This window comes from Stenotrophomonas maltophilia (assembly GCF_047497515.2).
GTDB lineage: Bacteria > Pseudomonadota > Gammaproteobacteria > Xanthomonadales > Xanthomonadaceae > Stenotrophomonas.
Window position 1 is genome coordinate 53,668 of record NZ_JAXAXL020000014.1, and the last position, 18,788, is coordinate 72,455.

Here is an 18,788-nt window from a genome sequence, read left to right on the forward strand (position 1 = left end):
CCCGTCCGTTTTCCCTGCGCGCCGGCTGCGGCGCGCTTCGACAAGACCACCACACATGTTCAAGCAACTGTGGGCCACCAAGCACCCGCATGCCGCCCATGAAGACGCCAACGGCCTCAGCCTGCGCCGCCACCTCGGCCCCTGGGGGCTGACCGCCCTCGGCATCGGCGCGGTGATCGGCGGCGGCATCTTCGTCATCACCGGCCAGGCCGCCGCCAACCATGCCGGCCCGGCGATCATGCTGTCGTTCGTGCTGGCCGCCATCTGCTGCGCCTTCTGCGCATTGGCCTACGCCGAGTTCGCCTCGATGGTGCCGGTCTCCGGCAGCGCCTACACCTATACCTATGCCACCTTCGGCGAGCTCTCGGCCTGGTTCATCGGCTGGATGCTGGTCCTCGAATACGGGGTCTCCGCCTCGGCGGTCGCGGTCAGCTGGACCGGCTACTTCCTCAGCCTGCTCAGCCAGTTCGACATCCACCTGCCGGCGGCGCTGGTCAGCGCGCCATTGGATGCACAGCTGCGCCCGACCGGCGCGATCGCCAACCTGCCCGCCGCCGCGCTGGTGCTGCTGCTGACCTGGCTGTGCTACGTCGGCATCAGCAAGTCCTCGGCGATGAACATGGCGATGGTCGTGCTCAAGACCGGCCTGATCGTGCTGGTCATCGTGGTCGGCTGGAAGTACGTGGATACCAGCAACTGGACCCCGTTCATTCCGGCCAATGAAGGCCCGGGCAAGTACGGCATGGAAGGCGTGCTGCGGGGCGCGGCGATGGTGTTCTTCGCCTACATCGGCTTCGAGGCGGTGTCGGTGGCGGCGCAGGAATCGAAGAACCCGCAGCGCGACATGCCTTTCGGCATGATGCTGTCGCTGGTGATCTGCACCGTCCTTTACATCGCAATGGCCGCCGTGATGACCGGCCTGGTGCCCTACCCGCTGCTGGGCACCGACGAGCCGGTGGTGACCGCCGTTGCCGCGCACCCGCAACTCGGCTGGCTGCGCTGGGTGGTCGAAGTCGGCGCGCTGATCGGCCTGTCGTCGGTGGTGCTGGTGATGATCATCGGCCAGCCGCGCATCTTCATGATCATGGGCCGTGATGGCCTGCTGCCGCCGGTGTTCACCAAGATCCATCCGAAGTACCGCACCCCGCACATCAACACCGTGATCACCGGCATCGGCATCGCGCTGCTGGCGGCGTTGTTCCCGCTGGACATCCTCGGCGAGCTGACCTCGATGGGCACCCTGATCGCGTTTGCCGCGGTGTGTGCCGGCGTGCTGATCCTGCGCCGCACCCAGCCGGACCTGCCGCGCCCGTTCCGCATGCCGATGGCGTGGCTGATCTGCAGCCTGGGCGTGCTGAGCTGCCTGGCACTGCTGTCGGCGATGACGATGCACAACTGGATGCTGATGGGCGTGTGGACCTTCGTCGGCTTCGTGATCTACTTCTGCTACGGCTTCAAGCACAGCCGCCTGCGCGGGAAGTAAAGCAGGCATGGCAGGGCCCCGGCGGCCCTGCCTCGCTGCCCGCTGGCGCGGGCGGCGCTTGGCCTAGCGGCGATTGAACCAGATCAGCTGCTGCTGCCAGCCGGCACCGGCCATGCAGGCCGTGAACTCGCTGCTGCGATCGGACGCATTGACGTCCACGATGTAGCTCTCCTCTTTCGGCATCGGCACCATGTTGTACTTGCCGTCAATCGCACAGACTTCATCAAGCCTGCAGGGCACCTTGCGGTCTTCGTAGACGGTGCGGGTGGCCACTTCGTTCCTTACCGGCCAGTGATCGTCGGCCTGCGCCCTGCAACTCGCGTGGGAGGGGCCGAATGACCGCGCACCCGCATCCATCTTCACCCATTCCATCGTGCAGCCGCTGCTGGCCAGCACGATACCGATCACCCCCATCATCCCCATCGCGCGCGTGATCATCGAAATACTCCTTTCCCTGGCGCTCGCCGGAACTCCTGCGGCACTCCGATGGTGTTTCGACACGCGAGGGCTGTCCACGACCGGAATCGCTTCCAGTACGCGTGCGGGCTCCCCCATTCAGCCTGCGCTATGCCTGGCTCGATCCAAACCCTCTCCACCGGCTGCCGGCATACCGCGCCACGTGTTTCATGCAGCGGCCTGCCGCCACGCCACCGGCACAGCGATGGGCCGGATCACGTAAAATGGCGGCCATGGACACCCCCACCTTCCCCTACGACACCGCGCGCCTGAGCGAACTGGCCCAGCTGCTGATCGACAACGTCCGCGAACTGGCCCAGGCGGGCTGGACCCCGGCTACCAGCAGCAACTTCTCCCACCGCCTGGATGACCGCCATGCGGCGATCACCGTGTCGGGCAAGGACAAGGGCCGCCTGATCGAGGACGACATCATGGTGGTGGACTTCGACGGCAAGGCCGTCGGCCGCCCGCTGCGCCCGTCCGCTGAAACCCTGCTGCACACCCAGCTGTACCGCCGCTTCCCGGAGATCGGTTGCGTACTGCACACCCATTCGCCGGTGCAGACCATCGCCTCGCGCCTGTATGCGCCGCAGGGCCATGTGCACCTGGAAGGCTACGAGCTGCTGAAGGCCTTCGCCGGCAACAGCACCCATGAAATGGCCGTGGACGTGCCGGTGTTTGCCAACACCCAGGACATGGACGTGCTCTCGAAGCAGGTCGACGACCTGCTCGACCGGCAGAACCTGTGGGGCTACCTGATCGACGGCCATGGCCTGTACGCCTGGGGCCGTGACATGGCCGAAGCGCGTCGCCACCTGGAAGCCTTCGAGTTCCTGTTCCACTGCGAACTGGAACTGCGCAAGCTGCGCGGCTGAACCGGCGCGCAGGTGCAGATGCCGATCCGGAATCTGCACCCTGTCCCCACCCTGCTACCCTGTCTTCCCCCCGAGACGTTCAAGCTGCCGCCATGAGCCGACTGCGCATCTACGACGACACCCGCCCCGAATCGCCACTGCTGGACAGCCAGGACGGCGCGCTCATCGCTGCCGAACTGCAGAAGATCGGCGTCACCTTCGAACGGTGGCAGGCCACCGCGCCAGTCGCACCGGGCGCCAGCCAGGATGAAGTGTTCGCCGCCTACCGCGCCGACATCGACCGCCTGGTGGCCGAGCGTGGCTTCAAGAGCGTGGACGTCGCCTCGATTGCCCCGGACAACCCGAACCGCGCCGAACTGCGCAAGAAGTTCCTCGACGAGCACTTCCACAAGGAAGACGAGGTGCGTTTCTTCGTCGCAGGTTCCGGCCTGTTCACCCTGCACGTGGGTGACAAGGTCTACGAGATCGAGTGCGTGAAGGACGACCTGATCGCGGTGCCCGATGGCACTACCCACTGGTTCGACATGGGCGATGAGCCGAGCTTCGTGGCCATCCGCTTCTTCACCGAGCCGGACGGCTGGGTCGGTCACTTCACCGGTACCGACATCGCGCAGAAGTTCCCCCGTTACATTCCGACCCAGGCATCCTGATCCATGCAGCCCCGCGTCATCCTGACCGACATCGAAGGCACCACCAGCAGCATCTCGTTCGTCAAGAACGTGCTGTTCCCCTATGCCCGCCAGGCGTTGCCGGCATTCGTGGCTGAGCACGGGCAGCGGCCGGACGTCCGCCGCTGGCTGGATGCGGTGGCCACCGAGATCGGCGGGGCCTGCCAGGACAGCCTGGTGGCCGAGACCCTGCAGGGCTGGATCGACCAGGACCGCAAGCACACCGCGCTGAAGGCACTGCAGGGCATGATCTGGGACGAAGGCTACCGCCGCGGTGACTACACCGCGCACTTCTACCCGGAAGTGGCGCCGGTGCTGAAGGGCTGGCACGCGTCCGGCCTGCCGCTGTACGTGTACTCCTCCGGCTCGGTGCCCGCGCAGAAGCTGTTCTTCGGCTTCAGCGATGCCGGTGACCTCAGCCCGCTGGTGTCGGGCTGGTTCGATACCGAAGTCGGCGGCAAGCGTGAGGCCGACAGCTATCGCCGCATCGTGCAGGCGATCGGCGTTCCGGCCGGCGAGATCCTGTTCCTGTCCGACGTGGTGGAAGAACTGGATGCCGCGCGCGAAGCCGGCCTGCAGACCCGCCTGATTGATCGCCTGGACGACTACCCGCTGCCGCGCACCGGCCAGGCCGCCAACGGCCACGAGCGGGCCGAGAATTTCCAGCAGATCCAGCTGTAAGAAGGTGTGCGGACCAACGGTCCGCACCCACCAGGCTGCCGGAGCGCGCTTCTGGTAGATGCCAACCTTGGTTGGCATGTCCCGGGTGTGCCAACCAAGGTTGGCACCTACCAGAACAGGATGTGCCGCCCTCAACGGTCGTTGAGGGTCCTCAGCTTCAACGCTTCGCGCAGCGTCGTCAGATCCACCGGGCCGCGCACCGCAATGTCCCGGGTTTCTCCCGGCAGCAGGTCCAGCAGGTTGTCTTCGACCTGCACGTCCAGCGCACCGAAATCGATCCACGTTGCGCGCACGTAAGCTGCGCTTTGCAGCCGCAGTCGATAGTGGTCGCCTTCGATGGACAAGGTGGTCTTGAGCTTCTGCCGCGGCAACACCTGCTCCTTGGCTTCGACGAAGCCAACCACCTGCCGCGCACTCACCTTGCCGTCCTGCAGCAGCTCGAACACCGCCACCGTGCGCGTCGGATCGGCACCGGCCAGCAGCTCGGCATCGCTGTAGGTACCGATGTCGGTGACCCCGGCAGCAGCCAGCGTCACTGCCTGCTCGCGACGGCGCAGCACCTTGCCGTCCACGTCCATCACCCGCAGCCGCCAGCGCGCATCCAGCGCGGCGCCATCATTGAGCAGGCGCACCCGTGTGCGCTCCTCGTCGCGCAGCGCGGCCACGGTGACCGGCGCGAAGAAGCGCCGCGCGGCGAAATGCAGCGCCTTCCAGCGACCGAAGTAGTCCACGCTGGACCACGAAGCCCCCGGCCAGACATCGTTGAGCTGCCAGTACAGCGAACCCATCGTGTACGGCCGCGACGCGCGATGATGCAGTGCCGCCAGCGCGATGCCATCGGCCTGCATCACCTGGCTCAGGTAGACGAAATCCTCGAAGTCCTTCGGCGCGCCGTAGCCCAGTTCGATGTAGTGCAGCAACCGGCTGTTGCCCTCGCCCGCCATGAATTTCTGGTGCGCACGGATCACCGGGCTGTCGATGCGCTGCTCGGCGCGGGTGGCGATCTGGTCCACCGTCGCCACCGACGGCCACGCCTGCAGCCCGTACTCGGACATGAAGCGCGGCGTCTCGCGCAGGTAGGCCTGCACCGGCAGCGCCGGATTGCCCCAGACCTGCCAGTAATGCTTGTCGCCGCGGGTGGAATCGTTGGCCTTCTCGTCCAGATCGTTGCTGGGCGAGCTGGACCAGTACGGCACACCCAGGCCGTCCTCACCCACCATCTGGCGCAGGTCGTTGCCGAACAGGTCGACATAGCCCTGCCAGACCTTCGCCGCAAATGCCGGGTCGGCCGCCTTCAGATCACGGCCATGGCCCCAGTCCTTCCACGCGGTCTCTTCTTCGTTGTTGCCACACCACAGCACGATGCTGGGGTGATGCCGCAGGCGGCGCACGTTGTCACGGGCTTCGGCGACCACACTGGCACGGAACGCCGGATCGTAGCCCGGCTGCATGCCACCGCCGAACATGAAGTCCTGCCAGATCAGCAGGCCCAGTTCATCGGCGATGTCGAAGAACGCGTCGTCCTCGTAGTAGCCGCCGCCCCAGTTGCGCAGCATGTTCATGTTGGCATCGCGCGCTGCGGTCAGCACCTGCCGCAGTCGCGCCGCATCAACGCGTGAGGGGAACGCGTCGAACGGGATCACGTTGGCACCCTTGGCAAAGATCGGCACGCCATTGATGACGAAGGCGAAGCCCTGCCCGCCCTTGCCGTCTTCTTCGCGGCGCAGTTCGACCGTGCGCAGGCCGATGCGCTGTTCGCGCGCCAGTGTTGTATCGGCGCCAGCATCCAACCGAGCCTGCACGGTATAGCGATCCTGCGCACCATGGCCCACCGGCCACCAGCGCCGCGGCGTGGCCAGCGCAACCGGCAGCTCAATGGTGTTCTGGCCGGGCTTCAGCAGCACCGTGCGCTGCACCTGGGCCACGCTGCGCCCTTCCGGATCGTGCACATCCACAGTGACCACCACAGAACCGGCGGTACCGCCCTGCTCCACCTGCAGCAGCACCGCCAGCATTGCCTGCTGGGCGTCCAGTGCATCGGTTCGCACGGCCAGATCGGTCAGGCGGTGCGCATCCCAGGCCTGCAGGTCGACGCCACGCCAGACCCCGGCGGTGACATAACGCGGGCCCCAGTCCCAGCCGAAGTGGTAGGCCGGCTTGCGCGCGAAGTTGCCGACCATCGCGTCCTTTGGCTCATCACCATAGGGCGACGGATAGTTGCCAGCGATCTTGTGCGGCATGGCCTGCACGCCCGGCAGCAGCGTGCGGATCGGCGAGCGGAACACGATCTGCAGCTCATTGCCCTTGGCCCGCAGCCGGCCCTCCACCCGCGCGCGCCAGGTGCGATGAGCATTGTCCGCACGCAGCAGCGGCTTGCCGTTGAGGCGGACCTCCGCATAGGTATCGAGACCGTCGAAGCGAAGCTCTGCATTGGGCTTGGCCAGCGTCGCCGCATCCACGTCAAAACGGGCGCGGTACTCCCAGTCGGCCAGGCCGATCCATTGCAGCTCGGCCTCGGCTGCACCGACGTAGGGATCGCGGATCAACCCGTGTGCGAGCAGGTCGGCGTGCACGCTGCCCGGCACCGTGGCCCCGCGCCATTGCTGCAGGCCCGGATGGGCTGCACCCTGCGCGTCGCCGGGCAGCATGCGGAACTCCCACTGCGCCTGCAGCGGGGCCGCAGTTGCCGGGAAGGCTCCTGCTGCGATCAGCAGCAGGAGCAGGCGGACAACGAGGGAAAGGCGATGCACGTGATGCTCCTGTTCTGCCGCCGGGCGTGGCCCGGCGTTACCGATTCCAGTTCATCGCGCCTCAGCGCACGACGTTCAACACTTCGTAGCAGGCACCCATGGTGTGGTAATCCACCTTGCCGGCCGGGCTCTTCTCGTCGCTGTACTTGCGGTTGTCGGCATCGAGGATGCGGAACCAGGCGCCGTACCGGTGGTCGACGAAGTGCTCCCACGAATACGCCCAGAGGCGGTCGTACCACTGCCAGTAGCGGTCATCGCCGGTGCGCTTGGCCACCAGCGCGGCGGTCGCCAGCGTCTCGGCCTGCACCCAGAAGTACTTGTCGTCATCGCAGACGAAGCTGTCCCCACCGATCGGTGCACCGTCCATGCCGGGCTGCCGGCGCGATTCCGGCGCGAAGCCGTAGTACAGGCCACCCCGGGCGTCATCCCAGCTGCGCGCCACGGCCACGTCGAACAGGTGCTGCGCGGTCGGCGCCAGCCAGTCGGCCTGCACGTGGCGATCGAGGATCAGCAGCAGCTTGGCCCACTCGGTTTGATGGCCGGGCTGGAAGCCCCACGGGCGGAACAGGTGCTTGGGGTCGTCCAGGTTGTAGTCCCAGTCGATTTCCCAGTTGGAATCGTAGTGCTCCCACACCAGTCCACCGGCCTTGGCGGCCTGGCGGCGGGTCATGTTATCGGCCAGCTGCAGCGCCCGCTCAACGTAGCGCTGCTCGCCACTGGCCTCGAATGCGGCCAGCATCGCCTCGCACATGTGCATGTTGGCGTTCTGGCCGCGATAGCCGGTGAAGTTCCACTGGCCATCAGCTTCGTCCTTGTACAGGCCGTGCTGCGGTTCCCAGAAGCGCGCTTCCAGCAGCTGCCAGGTCTCGTCCATCCACGCGCGGGCCTGCTCGATGCCGGCCTTCAGCGCGCAGCTGTAGGCCAGCAGCACGAACGCTACGCCGTAGCAGTGGTTCATGTCGTCCTCGACCTTGCCGTCGCGCAGGGTCCAGGCGTAGCCACCGGTGGCCGGGTTGCGGTGCACCTCGCGCAGGTAGCGCACACCGTGCTCGACCGCCTCGCGATACTCGGCATTGCCGAACTCGCGGTAGGCCATCGCATAGTTGAAGACGAAGCGGGTACTGCTGACCAGGTGGCGGTGGCTGGCATCGTAGATGCTGCCGTCGTCCCGGAAGTAGTGGAAGAAGCCACCGTTCGGATCGATGCAGCGCGGGTGGTAGAACGCCATCGTGTCGGTAATATGCGCGCGCAGGAACGCGGGCGAGCGGAAATCGGGCGAGGTGTTCATGCGGTAATGTCCTGTGCCTGCAGCAGCAGCTGCACTTCATCGAGCGAGGGCATCGCGGCGAACGCGCCCTTGCGGGTAACAGCCAGCGCACCGACCGCAGCACCGAAGCGCAGCGTGGCGGTGATCGCCTCCGGGTCCTGGCAGAACGCGGCAAAACCTGCACCCGCGCCGCCCCGTTCCAGCAGGCCGACCAGTACGCCACCCACGAAGGCATCGCCAGCGGCCGTGGTATCGACCGTGGGCACACTGAAGCTGGTGACCGTGCCGTGGTTGCCGCGGGTATACCAGTGCAGCGTGGCTGCGCCATCGGTGACGATCACCCAGCGTGCCTGCGCGGCCAGCAGGCGTTTCAGCACCACCGCCTCGCCGTCGGCACCCAGCGGTGCCGCGAGGTAGTCCAGTTCCTCGCGCGACAGCTTGACCAGGTCGGCGCGCTCCAGTGCCTGCCACAGGCGCGGCGCCGGATCGACGTCAGCAGGCCACAGTGCCGGACGCAGATTCAGATCGAGGCTGACCACCGCACCGGCCGCGCGCGCACGATCCATGCCGGCGAAGGTCGCCTCGGCGATGGCCGGCTCGGTCAGGCTGTTGGAGCAGACGTGGAAGCACTGCGCGCTGTCGAGGCACTCCGCCTGGAAGTCACTGTCACGGAACAGCAGATCGGCCGCCGGCGGACGGTAGAAACTGAAGCTGCGCTCGCCACTGGCATCCAGCGCGACGAAGGCCAGCGCAGTCTTGGCGGCGTCGGTGCGCACGATGTAATCCGTGCCCACGCCGTGCTCGACCAGGCTGTCGGCCAGGAAGTCACCGAACATGTCCCGGCCGAGCATGCCGACGAACTGGGTCTTCGCACCCAGCCGCGCAGCCGCCACCGCGACGTTGGCCGGCGCACCGCCGGCGTACTGCAGGAACGCGCGCGGGGTGTCGGCCGAGGCCGGCGGCTGCGCTAGTAGATCGATCAAAATTTCGCCGAAGCAGACAATGGCACCCATTCCGGACTCAGCCTCCCTGCGTTGCGGAAGCCGGCGTACGCGCGCCGACCAGTCCGTAGAAGATGATGTAGCCGTAGCACAGCAACGGCAGGATGAAGCTGGCCTGCACGCCGATGTGGTCGGCCAGCACGCCCTGCAGGTATGGCACCACGGCGCCGCCGACGATGGCCATGATCAGCAGGCTGGAGCCCTTGTTGGTCAGCGGGCCCAGGCGCTCGATGCTCAGCGCGAAGATGGTCGGGAACATGATCGAGTTGAACAGGCCGATCGCCACCACCGAATACAGCGCGACATTGCCGGAGCTCAGCATGGTCGTGACCAGCAGCCCCACGTTGACCAGCGCGAAGATCGCCAGCAGGCGGCTGGGCGAGAAGCGCGCCAGCAGCGCCGAACCGGCGAAGCGGCCGATCATCGCCATCGTCCAGTAGGCCGACACGTAGTGCGTGGCCTGCTGCTCGCTGAAGCCGCCGATGTTCGGCATCGACAGGTAGTTGACCAGGAAGCTGCCGATCGACACTTCGGCGCCGACGTAGAAGAAGATGCCCAGCACGCCCAGCAGCAGGTGGCGCTTGCGCAGCGCATCCAGGTAGCTGTGGTGGTGGCCCTGGTCGGCCTGCTCGGTGGCATCACTCAGCGCCGGCAGGCGGAACAGGAACACGAACAGCGCCAGCAGCACCAGCGCAACGGCCAGGCCCACGTACGGGCCCTGCACGGCCTGCGCCTCGGCGGCGCGGTAGGCCAGTTGCTCGGCGGCCGGCAGCGCCGCAATGTCATCGGCACTCTTGACCGTGTTGGACAGGATCAGCATGCCGCCGAAGATCGGCGCGATCGCCGTGCCCAGCGAGTTCAGCGCCTGTGCCAGGGTCAGGCGGCTGGAACTGGTCTGCTCCGGACCCAGCAGCGCCACGTAAGGATTGGCAGCGACCTGCAGCACGGTGATGCCGCTGGCCAGCACGAACAGCGCACCGAGGAAGGCGCCATACACGCGCAGCTCGGCCGCTGGCCAGAAGCCCAGCGCACCGATGCCGGCAATCACCAGGCCGGCCACGATGCCCTTCTTGTAACCCAGCGCAGCGACCAACCGGCCCGCCGGCAGCGACATCAGGAAGTACGTGCCGAAGAAGGTGAACTGCACCAGCATCGCCTTGGCGTAGTTCAGCTCGAACACCGCCTTCAGGTGCGGGATCAGGATGTCATTGAGGCAGGTCAGGAAGCCCCACATGAAGAAGATCGTGGTGACCACGGCCAGCGCCTTGCCGTTGGTGACGGCAGGTGCGTTGCCCGAAGAACCCGATGGACGGGGCGTTGCGGAGATCGGCATGCGGTACGCGCCTCGATGCGCGGAAGGTCGTTGTTGCGTGGAAGGGGAACAGGAAAGGAATCAGTTCGGCCGTGCGGCGCTGCTTTCACGGATGCGCAGCTGCACCGGCGCGACCGTGCGCCGCGGTGGCGCATCCGGATCGTCCAGCCGCTGCAGCAGCAGTGCCGCGGCCTGGCGACCGCGCTCGCGCGGGTCGGCGGTCAGCGTGGTCAGCGGCGGCACCGCCACCGACGCCTCGGAAATATCATCGAAACCGGTAACTGCAAAGTCGCCGCCCGGACGGATGCCGCGCGAGTTCAGGCCCAGCATCAGGCCCAGCGCCACGGTGTCGTTGTAGCAGACCGCCGCACTGGGGCGATGGCCATCGGCAAACAGCTCATCGGTACGCGCCGCGGCTTCCAGGCGGTTCGGTGCCGACTCGATCATCCAGCCCGGCGGCAGCGACAGGCCGGCCTCGGCCAGCGCCTGCTGGAAACCGGCGCGACGCTGATGGCATGAACTGGAGGCGGCATGGCCACCAAAGAACGCGATCTGGCGATGGCCACGCTCGATCAGGTGGCGGGTGGCCAGGTAGGCACCGTGCTGGTTGTCCAGGGTCAGGAAGTCCCAGTCGGCACCGTCCAGTTCGCGGTTGAACAGCAGCACGTTGGCGTTGGCACCCAATGCCTGGCGCAGCTGCGCGGTATCGCTGCCCTCGGCCGGCGACAGGATCAGGCCGGCCGGGGTGTGCTCCATGAGCGTGGACAGCACCGCCTGCTGGCGCTCCGGCGATTCACCGGTGCTGCCCAGCAGGGTCACGTAACCGCGCCCGCCCAGCGCCTCGTCCACGCCGGACGCGAATTCGGCGAAGAACGGGTTGGACAGATCGTTGATCACCAGCGCGATGCTCGACGAGGTGCGACGGCGCAGGTTGGCCGCCGCGCGGTTGTAGACATAGCGCTGGCGGCGCAGTTCGGCCTCGACCTTGGCCCGGGTGTCGACGTTCACCAACGGGCTGCCACGCAGCACCAGCGACACGGTGGCCCGTGACACACCGATGGCACGCGCGATGTCGGTCACCGTCACCGCCTTGCCGGCGCGCTTGCTGGAACTGCTGCCGTTGTCGTTCATCGTCTTCCCGGACTCCGCTGGAGGCTCAAGCCTAATGGATCACGGCCGTGTCGTGCCGTGCCGTTCGCTGGGTCACCGCGAACGGCACAGCCCGGCTCAGCGCAGCTGCGCGCCTGGTGCCGCGCACCAGGACACCGGCAGGTCCTTCACCGCCGTACCCCAGCCCTGCTCCGGCGCCTTGGCATCCAGCGCGAACTGCAGGCGCGGCCCCTGTTGCAGGCGGTTCCAGTCCAGCCATACCGGCGCATGCGCCTGGCCATCAACCTGCACGCCCTGCACGTACTGCAGGCGGCGGCCATCGGCACCGGGGGCGTCGATGCGCAGGGTCCGGCCATTGCCCATGTCTACTTCCACCTTGCTGAAGCGCGGGGTGTGCAGCAGGAACTGGCCGCTGCCCGGCACCGCCGGGTACACGCCGATGGCGCTGAACAGGTACCAGGCCGACATCGTGCCGAGGTCATCATTGCCGGTCACGCCGTTCGGCGCATTGGTGAACAACTGCTGCGCGGCACGCACCACCGCTGCGGTTTTCCACGGCTGGCCGATCAGCGTGTACAGCCACGGCGAGTGCAGGTCCGGCTCGTTGTTCGGGTTGTAGCGGAACTGGTTGTAGTAGCTGTACGGCCCGACCACCCACTCCTTGCGGGCGGCATTGAGCGGATCGGCCTGCAGCGCGTCCATCGCGAAGAACGCGTCGAGGCGGCGGCCGGCCTGCTCGCGGCCATCCATCGCTTCGACCAGGCCCGGCACGTCCTGCTGCGCCAGCCACTGGTACTGCAACGCCGTACCTTCATGGAAACCATGGTGCGAGCGCGGGCTGTAGTGGCCATCGGCCGGGGTGTACCACTGCCCGTCCTCGGTACGCGGGCGCGGGAAACCGGTGAAGCCGGTCTCGGCGTCGCGCACCTGCGGGTCCCACACCTTGCGCCAGTTGCGGCCGCGCTCACGCAGCGTCGCCGCGTCCTGCGCGTGGCCCAGGCCATCGGCCATCTGCGAGAGCGCACAGTCGGCCAGCGCATACTCCAGCGTCGCCGAACCACCGTGGTGCGGATCAACGTCCATGCCCTTGGACGGGAACGCACGGTCGTAGACCACGTAGCCCTTGTCCAGGTAGGTCGGGTTGCCGGAACGGCCGGCCATGCGCGAGTTCAGCGGCGGCGTGCCGAACGCATTGCGGCGCAGCGCATCCCACGCCTGCGATTCACGGCCCTTGAGCGCGCCGAAGCGCCACAGGTCGACCATGAACGGCGTGACCGGATCGCCGGTCATGATGTTGGTCTCGAAGTTGGCATAGCCCCAGCGCGGCAGCCAACCGCCCTGCTCGTCGATCGCCAGCAGGGTACGGCCGATGTCACGCGCCACGTCCGGGCGGGTCAACGCCAGCCACTGGTTCTGCGCGCGGTAGGTATCCCACAGCGAGAAGTACTCGTAGTAGGTCCAGCCATCGGCGCGATGGATGCCGTCGTCATAGCCACGGTAGCGGCCATCGGCATCGTTGCCGGTCATCGGCTGCAACAGCGCGTGGTAGACCGCGCTGTAGAACACGGCGCGGTCGTCGGCGCTGCCGCCCTGCACGCGCACCCGGCCCAGCTGCTCACGCCACGCCTGCTGCGACAGCGCGCGCATGCGGTCGAAACCGAGCAGCGCCCCACCCTGCATGCCGTCGGCGCGCAGGTTGATGCGCGCGCCCTCGGCGTCCACGTGCGAGATCGCGCTGACTGCGGTCACCGACTGGCCCTTGGCCAGGTCGAAGCTGAGCCAGGCACCATTCGGCTTCTGCTCGCCTTCCATGCTGTGGCGCGCACCCGGCAAGCCACCGCCCTCGCCCCAGGTGCCATGCGCCTTGAACGGGCGGTCGAACTCGATGCGGAACCAGGTGGTGTACTGATGGCCACCACAGAAGCTCTTGGTGACCAGCTTGCCTTCGACCACGCGGTCGCCCACCACATCAACCACGCTGCCGATCACCGAATGGCGCTCGTTGGCCTGGCCGACGTTGACCAGCACGTGGCCCTCGCCCTGGCGCTGGTTGAAGGTGTAGCGCTCGGCGGCGGCGCGGGTACGTGCGGTGGTCTCGGCATCGATGCCGCCGTAGCTGGTCAGCCGCACCTTGTAGTAGCCGGCCTGGCCGATCTCGCCGTCGTGCGTATAGGACGCGGCATAGGCCTTGTGGTCGAACTGCTTGGGGTTGGCGGTATCGAAATCGCCGCCCGGGCCGATCGAACCCGTGACCGGCAGCACCGACACCTGGCCGCCCTGCTCCCAGCAGCCGGCGCCGGAGATGAACGAATGGCCGAAGCCGCGGATCTTGTCATCGTCATAGCGCCAGCCGGCATAGTGGCTGCCGATCGGGCTGACCTGGATCAGGCCGAACGGCGCCGACGCGCCCGGGAAGGTGTTGCCGTCGTCCTTGCTGCCGATAAACGTGTTGACCTCGCGTTCCAGCGCCGCCGGCGCCGCCTGCAGCAGCATCGGCGTGGCCGACAGGGCGAGCAGGCAGGCCAGGCGCACCAGCGGGCGCGAAGGCGATGGGACGGCGGGAGCGGACGGCACTGGACGCATGTCGGGTTCCTGTAGTCGATGACGCGGTGGCAGACGGTGCGGGCCGTCCGGCCCCGTTCCACCGAGCTCCGCCTTGGACCGGCAGACAGCTTCCCCTGGAATGACGCGCGACCCGTTGAACCGTGAATTTAGATCGATTCAAGTAGAGCATGCCGATTCTGCCGAATGCATTCTGCGCCGCAGCATGAAGGGGTGTGTTCGGCAGGGCTGCCGCCCTGCCGACCCCACCCTCCCTGCGCACGAAAACGTTTCCACTGTTTTCAGCAAACCGTCATCCCATCGCCACGCCAGTACCATATTGCGCAGCAGCATGCGCCCACGGGCGACCCATGCTAAAAATCGCCCGCCAATCGCTTAGATCGATCCAAGACGACATTGCGATGGCCGGGAGTTGGGGGAGCAGCCACAGGACGTACCAGGCCACGCGCACGGTGCCACTGCCACTGCATGGCGATAGCGACAATGTCACTTCAAATTAGATCGATTCAAGTTGTCCGTGCCACGTCACCGGATCAATCCAGGAGAGAGGGAGAGATGGGAATGAAGCATTCAACACGTACGCATGGCCAGGACGCACTGTCGCTGGCCATCGCGCTGGCCCTGGCCGCCGCCGTCATTCCGGCAGGCGCCGCCGCGCAGCAGGCCGCTTCCACCGGCTCGCAGGAGGCCACCGACCTGGACAGCGTCCAGGTCACCGGCTACCGCTACGCCATTGAAAAGAGCCTCTCGCAGAAGCGCGATGCCAACGCGGTGGTCGAAGTGATCACCGCCGAAGACGTCGGCAAGTTCCCCGACAAGAACGTCGCCGACGCGCTGCAGCGTGTGCCCGGCGTGATCATCACCCGCAGTGGTGGTGAAGGTAAGAACGTCAGCGTGCGTGGCCTCGCCTCGGATCTGACTCTGACCCAGTTGAACGGCAACTATGTTGCTACGTCGGAAACCAATGACGAAGCGTCGCGTTCCTTCAACTACACCCTGCTGCCGTCGAACATGCTGTCGGCCGCAGAGCTGTACAAGACGCCGGAAGCACGTATCGACGAAGGCGGCATCGGCGGTACCGTCATCCTGCGTACCCGCCGCCCGCTGGACATGAAGGCCAACTCGGGTTTCGCCTCGATCGAAGGCACCTCGTCCGACACCAGCAGCGGTGTCGACCCGCAGGCATCGGCGATGTACTCCTGGCACAGTGAGGATGAGCGTTTCGGCCTGCTGATCGGTGCGACCAAGCAGGTCCGCACCAACCGCAGCATGGAGGTCAGTACTGAAGACTGGCAGTGGTACAGCGACCGAGTGGACGCCAACGGCGCCGTCATCCATGACTATGTCTGGAATGCTCCCGGACGCACCCGCAATCCGGCCGTTGACGTCCATGGCAACGCACTGCCGGACGCCTCGCAGTTCTGGGGCCGCTCGGGCATCTACAACCAGAACGGCGGCCATTACTCGGGCTTCTTCATGCCGACCTCGGTCAACTTCGCCGTGCGTGATGAGCGCCGCGAGCGCACCGGCGGGCAGCTGACGTTCCAGTTCAAGCCGCTCGACAATGTCACGATGACGGCCAACTACTTCCGCTTCGAGCTGCAGGGTGACTACACCCAGAACATGCTGAAGGTTCCGGAATGGAACCTGGCCCGCGTGGCCGGCGACGGCAACTGGGAAGGGGGCCGCATGCTCAACGGCTTCACCATGGACCCGAGCGGCACCATTGTGACCGGCGCGCAGTACCAGATGCAGCCGGGCCGCAACTACATCTGCAGCGAAGACCAGGCCAAGGCCGCAGGCCTGCCACCGGGTGGCTGGGGTCCGGATGACTGCACCATTCCCACCCCGCAGCTGACCGGTACCTACAGTAAGGAAAAGGCGCTGTCGCAGACCGCCGACCTGACCATCGACTGGGACATCAGCCCGCTGTGGAAGGCCAGCTTTGCCGGTGGCCGGACCTGGTCGGAAGGTGGCCCGTCGATGAACTTCCGCATGTCGGCCAAGCCGCGCCGGCAGGTGGATGGCCAGTGGCAGGCAGGTAATACCGCCACTTCCTGGGACCTGACCGGCACACCCTCGGTGAACTTCTCGCCCGACCTGCAGCAACAGCTGATGGCCGGCATTGCCGAGGTGGATACCGGGTCCACCGACTCTTCCTGGAAGCGCACCGAGGTCAAGCAGAACCACTTCCAGGCCGATGTCACCAAGCTGTTCGAAGCCGGATGGCTGGATTCGATCCAGTTCGGGGCCAAGTACAGCGACGGCAAGGTCCACCGCAATACCGGCAACACCTATTGGGTCTGCCAGGGCGCGGACCCGAGCGACTACAGCAAGCGCTACCAGGCCGGTTGTGATTCCACCGCGGGCATCGCACAACCGGGCTTCTTCCTGTCGCAGCCGATGGACAATATCGCCGGTGCGTTCAATGCCAATGTGTTCCCGGGCATCAACTACCCGGCCTACATCGATTATCTGAACAACCGCTATGGCGGCGTGCAGAACCGCACCGAGGACGACTTCGTCTACGACGTGCAGGAAAAAGTGTACTCGGGCTATTTCCAGGCCAACTTCCGCACCGAGCGCCTGCGCGGCAACATCGGCGTGCGCGTCGCACGGACCAAGCAGCATGCCGCCTCCAGCGATTCGGTCGAGCGCTTCAACGACTATTTCGCGGACAACGCGGCGGGTTCGCCGCTGGCGTGCACCGACCCCTCGGCGGCCGCGCTGCTCGGCTCGAACGCTGGCTATGGTTGCGAAAGCGGCTTCGTGCGCCTGCCCGACAGCATGGCCCGGGTGAAGACCTACGAGCTGGCATCCCTGGACAAGACCTACACCGACTTCCTGCCGAGCTTCAACATCGCCTGGGACATCACCGATTCGTTGGTACTGCGCGGTGCAGCGTCGAAGGTGATCGCCCGCCCCAGCTACACCAACATCGCCTATCCGGGCGGCCTGAGCTACTACTCGGATGAGTACAGCAATGATCGTCGCGTTGCTGGCGGCGCCGTCAACCCGGGCTGGTATGGTTCGGGCAGCAACAAGGAACTGGAACCGTTCAAGGCCACCCAGTATGACCTGAGCCTGGAGTGGTACTTCAAGCCCGGTGCCGTGGCCGGTATCGGCGTGTTCCGCAAGGACGTCAAGAACTTCACCGTACCGGTGGTGCGCGACCAGCAGATGAACGTCGGCGGCCAGAGCGTGACCGTGCAGAAGTACGAGACCCAGGCCAACGGCCGTGATGGCGTGTCGCAGGGCGTGGAAATCTACGGCCAGTACACCCTCGACTTCGGCCTCGGCTTCCAGGCCAACTACACCTACAACGACACCAACCTGGCGTCGGTGGAGATCAACGGCGAACAGATCGGTTCCTCGCCGCTGGTGGGTAGTGCCAAGAACCAGGCCAACTTCACCATGTTCTACGAGAACGAGAAGTTCCTGGCTCGTGCCTCGTACAACCGTCGCGGCGTGGTGGTCGGCGGCCTCAACAATGGCTTCAGCTCCTACTCCGAGCCGTACGACCAGCTGGATCTGAATGCCGCGTACAACATCCGCGAGGATCTGGCGCTGACCGCGTCGGTGCTCAACGTCACCAAGTCCGAGCAGCGCGTGCATCTGGGCAACGACACCAAGGCCCGCCTGCTGTCGAACACCTACTCCGGCCGCCAGTACTACGTCGGCCTGACCTGGAAGTTCTAAGCCAACACAGGGTTGCCCGAGCCTGCCCCGGCGCAACCCACGCCCCGCTCCGGCGGGGACGTTCCTCCACGGCAGCCGCGCTGGTACAGGTGGCTGCCGTTTTCATGGGTGCGTTGTCATTCAGTCCAGCGCTTGACCCTGCCATCGTTGGAAGGTGCACACTGGCCCTACCCCAAGAGCACCGAAGGAGCTACAGATGGAATTCCATGTCGACGGCATGACCTGCGGCGGCTGCGCGCGCAGCGTGACCCGCGCGATCCAGCAGGTCGATCCGAACGCCAACGTGGTGGCCGACCCGCCGACCGGCCTGGTCAAGGTGCAGACCACTGCGTCGCAGGAGCAGGTCTTCGCTGCGGTGAACGATGCCGGTTTCCCGCCGCGTAGCGCCTGATCCCCGGCCTTCAAAATGCAAAGCCCGCCCGGTGCTGCTGCACCCGGCGGGCTTTTTCGTGCCTGCGCCAACAACTCAGTGCTTGTGCGCGCGCCGCCGCACCGCACCAGTCTTCGCAGCATCCGCCGGCACCGGGCTCTCATCATCTTCACCCAGCCGCTGCAAAATCGGGCATTCCGGGCGCTCATCGCCTGCGCAGCAGCTGATCAGCGACTTCAGGGTGTCGGCCATCTGCCGCATGCTTTCGATGCGCTGTTCCAGGTCGACAATGTGCTGCTCGGCCAAGCGCTTGACGTCGGCACTGTGCCGCGAGGTGTCGTTCCACAGGCCCAGCAGATCGGTGATCTCGGCGACTTGGAAACCGAGATCGCGTGCGCGGCGGATGAAACGCAGGCGGTGGATGTCCGCCTGCGAGTACGCCCGGTAGCCCGACTCGGTCCTGTCAGCCGCCGGAATCAGGCCGATCTGCTCGTAGTAGCGGATCATCTTTGCCGACACGCGGGAGGCCTTGGCGGCGTCGCCGATGTTCATGC

Annotated in this window: 14 protein-coding genes; 6 read left to right on the forward strand and 8 right to left on the reverse strand. The window is 66.3% G+C overall.

Features of this window, described 5'->3' with window-relative positions:
- Positions 1-55: 55 nt before the first annotated feature.
- A complete protein-coding gene (locus ACMZPQ_RS17330) occupies positions 56-1,483 on the forward strand; it encodes an amino acid permease (RefSeq protein WP_197580880.1) in 1,428 nt (475 codons plus the stop codon).
- A gap of 63 nt (positions 1,484-1,546) precedes the next feature.
- Here the strand turns inward: ACMZPQ_RS17330 and ACMZPQ_RS17335 are convergent, their stop codons facing one another.
- On the reverse strand, positions 1,547-1,921 hold the full coding sequence (locus tag ACMZPQ_RS17335) for a hypothetical protein (protein WP_197580879.1): 375 nt from the start codon (positions 1,919-1,921) through the stop codon (positions 1,547-1,549).
- 251 nt (positions 1,922-2,172) lie between these two features.
- Here ACMZPQ_RS17335 and ACMZPQ_RS17340 point away from each other — a divergent pair, with 251 nt between their 5' ends.
- The 3 genes from ACMZPQ_RS17340 to mtnC all read left to right on the forward strand — a co-directional run bounded on the left by ACMZPQ_RS17340 (position 2,173) and on the right by mtnC (position 4,163).
- Positions 2,173-2,814: a methylthioribulose 1-phosphate dehydratase gene (locus tag ACMZPQ_RS17340; protein ID WP_197580878.1), complete on the forward strand. Its 642-nt coding sequence runs from the start codon at positions 2,173-2,175 to the stop codon at positions 2,812-2,814.
- 92 nt (positions 2,815-2,906) lie between these two features.
- On the forward strand, positions 2,907-3,464 hold the full coding sequence (locus ACMZPQ_RS17345; protein ID WP_197580877.1) for a 1,2-dihydroxy-3-keto-5-methylthiopentene dioxygenase: 558 nt from the start codon (positions 2,907-2,909) through the stop codon (positions 3,462-3,464).
- 3 nt (positions 3,465-3,467) lie between these two features.
- Positions 3,468-4,163: an acireductone synthase gene (mtnC, locus tag ACMZPQ_RS17350; RefSeq protein ID WP_197580876.1), complete on the forward strand. Its 696-nt coding sequence runs from the start codon at positions 3,468-3,470 to the stop codon at positions 4,161-4,163.
- Between the two features lie 131 nt (positions 4,164-4,294).
- Here the strand turns inward: mtnC and ACMZPQ_RS17355 are convergent, their stop codons facing one another.
- The 6 genes from ACMZPQ_RS17355 to ACMZPQ_RS17380 form a co-directional block, all read right to left on the reverse strand.
- Complete coding sequence (locus ACMZPQ_RS17355; RefSeq protein ID WP_197580875.1) at positions 4,295-6,913, reverse strand: beta-mannosidase; 2,619 nt, start codon at positions 6,911-6,913, stop codon at positions 4,295-4,297.
- A 61-nt stretch (positions 6,914-6,974) separates the two neighbouring features.
- Positions 6,975-8,201 (reverse strand): AGE family epimerase/isomerase, encoded by a 1,227-nt coding sequence (locus ACMZPQ_RS17360; RefSeq protein ID WP_312645591.1) that lies wholly within the window; start codon positions 8,199-8,201, stop codon positions 6,975-6,977.
- Complete coding sequence (locus ACMZPQ_RS17365; protein ID WP_197580874.1) at positions 8,198-9,193, reverse strand: PfkB family carbohydrate kinase; 996 nt, start codon at positions 9,191-9,193, stop codon at positions 8,198-8,200. The genes ACMZPQ_RS17360 and ACMZPQ_RS17365 overlap by 4 nt, the downstream gene beginning before the upstream one ends.
- 7 nt (positions 9,194-9,200) lie before the next feature.
- Positions 9,201-10,514 (reverse strand): L-fucose:H+ symporter permease, encoded by a 1,314-nt coding sequence (fucP, locus tag ACMZPQ_RS17370; protein ID WP_008265126.1) that lies wholly within the window; start codon positions 10,512-10,514, stop codon positions 9,201-9,203.
- A 60-nt stretch (positions 10,515-10,574) separates the two neighbouring features.
- Complete coding sequence (locus ACMZPQ_RS17375; protein WP_197580873.1) at positions 10,575-11,624, reverse strand: substrate-binding domain-containing protein; 1,050 nt, start codon at positions 11,622-11,624, stop codon at positions 10,575-10,577.
- A 96-nt stretch (positions 11,625-11,720) separates the two neighbouring features.
- Entirely contained in the window at positions 11,721-14,186 is a 2,466-nt protein-coding gene (locus ACMZPQ_RS17380; protein ID WP_197580872.1) for a GH92 family glycosyl hydrolase, read from the reverse strand.
- 534 nt (positions 14,187-14,720) lie between these two features.
- Between ACMZPQ_RS17380 and ACMZPQ_RS17385 the strand changes: the two genes are divergently transcribed.
- Both ACMZPQ_RS17385 and ACMZPQ_RS17390 read left to right on the forward strand, forming a co-directional pair.
- Positions 14,721-17,864, forward strand: a complete 3,144-nt coding sequence (locus ACMZPQ_RS17385; RefSeq protein WP_197580871.1) for a TonB-dependent receptor — start codon at positions 14,721-14,723, stop codon at positions 17,862-17,864.
- Positions 17,865-18,060: 196 nt separating this feature from the next.
- Positions 18,061-18,255, forward strand: coding sequence for a cation transporter (locus ACMZPQ_RS17390; RefSeq protein ID WP_197580870.1), 195 nt, complete (start codon positions 18,061-18,063; stop codon positions 18,253-18,255).
- 75 nt (positions 18,256-18,330) lie between these two features.
- Here the strand turns inward: ACMZPQ_RS17390 and cueR are convergent, their stop codons facing one another.
- On the reverse strand, positions 18,331-18,786 hold the full coding sequence (cueR, locus tag ACMZPQ_RS17395) for a Cu(I)-responsive transcriptional regulator (protein ID WP_197580869.1): 456 nt from the start codon (positions 18,784-18,786) through the stop codon (positions 18,331-18,333).
- Positions 18,787-18,788: the final 2 nt, after the last annotated feature.

What these genes read in the sequence shown, in the direction of transcription:
- ACMZPQ_RS17330 (WP_197580880.1), top strand. Translation starts at nt 56, where the DNA reads ATGTTCAAGCAACTGTGGGCCACCAAGCACCCGCATGCCGCCCATGAA.
- ACMZPQ_RS17335 (WP_197580879.1), bottom strand. Translation starts at nt 1,921, where the DNA reads ATGATCACGCGCGCGATGGGGATGATGGGGGTGATCGGTATCGTGCTG.
- ACMZPQ_RS17340 (WP_197580878.1), top strand. Translation starts at nt 2,173, where the DNA reads ATGGACACCCCCACCTTCCCCTACGACACCGCGCGCCTGAGCGAACTG.
- ACMZPQ_RS17345 (WP_197580877.1), top strand. Translation starts at nt 2,907, where the DNA reads ATGAGCCGACTGCGCATCTACGACGACACCCGCCCCGAATCGCCACTG.
- mtnC (WP_197580876.1), top strand. Translation starts at nt 3,468, where the DNA reads ATGCAGCCCCGCGTCATCCTGACCGACATCGAAGGCACCACCAGCAGC.
- ACMZPQ_RS17360 (WP_312645591.1), bottom strand. Translation starts at nt 8,201, where the DNA reads ATGAACACCTCGCCCGATTTCCGCTCGCCCGCGTTCCTGCGCGCGCAT.
- ACMZPQ_RS17365 (WP_197580874.1), bottom strand. Translation starts at nt 9,193, where the DNA reads ATGGGTGCCATTGTCTGCTTCGGCGAAATTTTGATCGATCTACTAGCG.
- fucP (WP_008265126.1), bottom strand. Translation starts at nt 10,514, where the DNA reads ATGCCGATCTCCGCAACGCCCCGTCCATCGGGTTCTTCGGGCAACGCA.
- ACMZPQ_RS17375 (WP_197580873.1), bottom strand. Translation starts at nt 11,624, where the DNA reads ATGAACGACAACGGCAGCAGTTCCAGCAAGCGCGCCGGCAAGGCGGTG.
- ACMZPQ_RS17380 (WP_197580872.1), bottom strand. Translation starts at nt 14,186, where the DNA reads ATGCGTCCAGTGCCGTCCGCTCCCGCCGTCCCATCGCCTTCGCGCCCG.
- ACMZPQ_RS17385 (WP_197580871.1), top strand. Translation starts at nt 14,721, where the DNA reads ATGGGAATGAAGCATTCAACACGTACGCATGGCCAGGACGCACTGTCG.
- ACMZPQ_RS17390 (WP_197580870.1), top strand. Translation starts at nt 18,061, where the DNA reads ATGGAATTCCATGTCGACGGCATGACCTGCGGCGGCTGCGCGCGCAGC.
- cueR (WP_197580869.1), bottom strand. Translation starts at nt 18,786, where the DNA reads ATGAACATCGGCGACGCCGCCAAGGCCTCCCGCGTGTCGGCAAAGATG.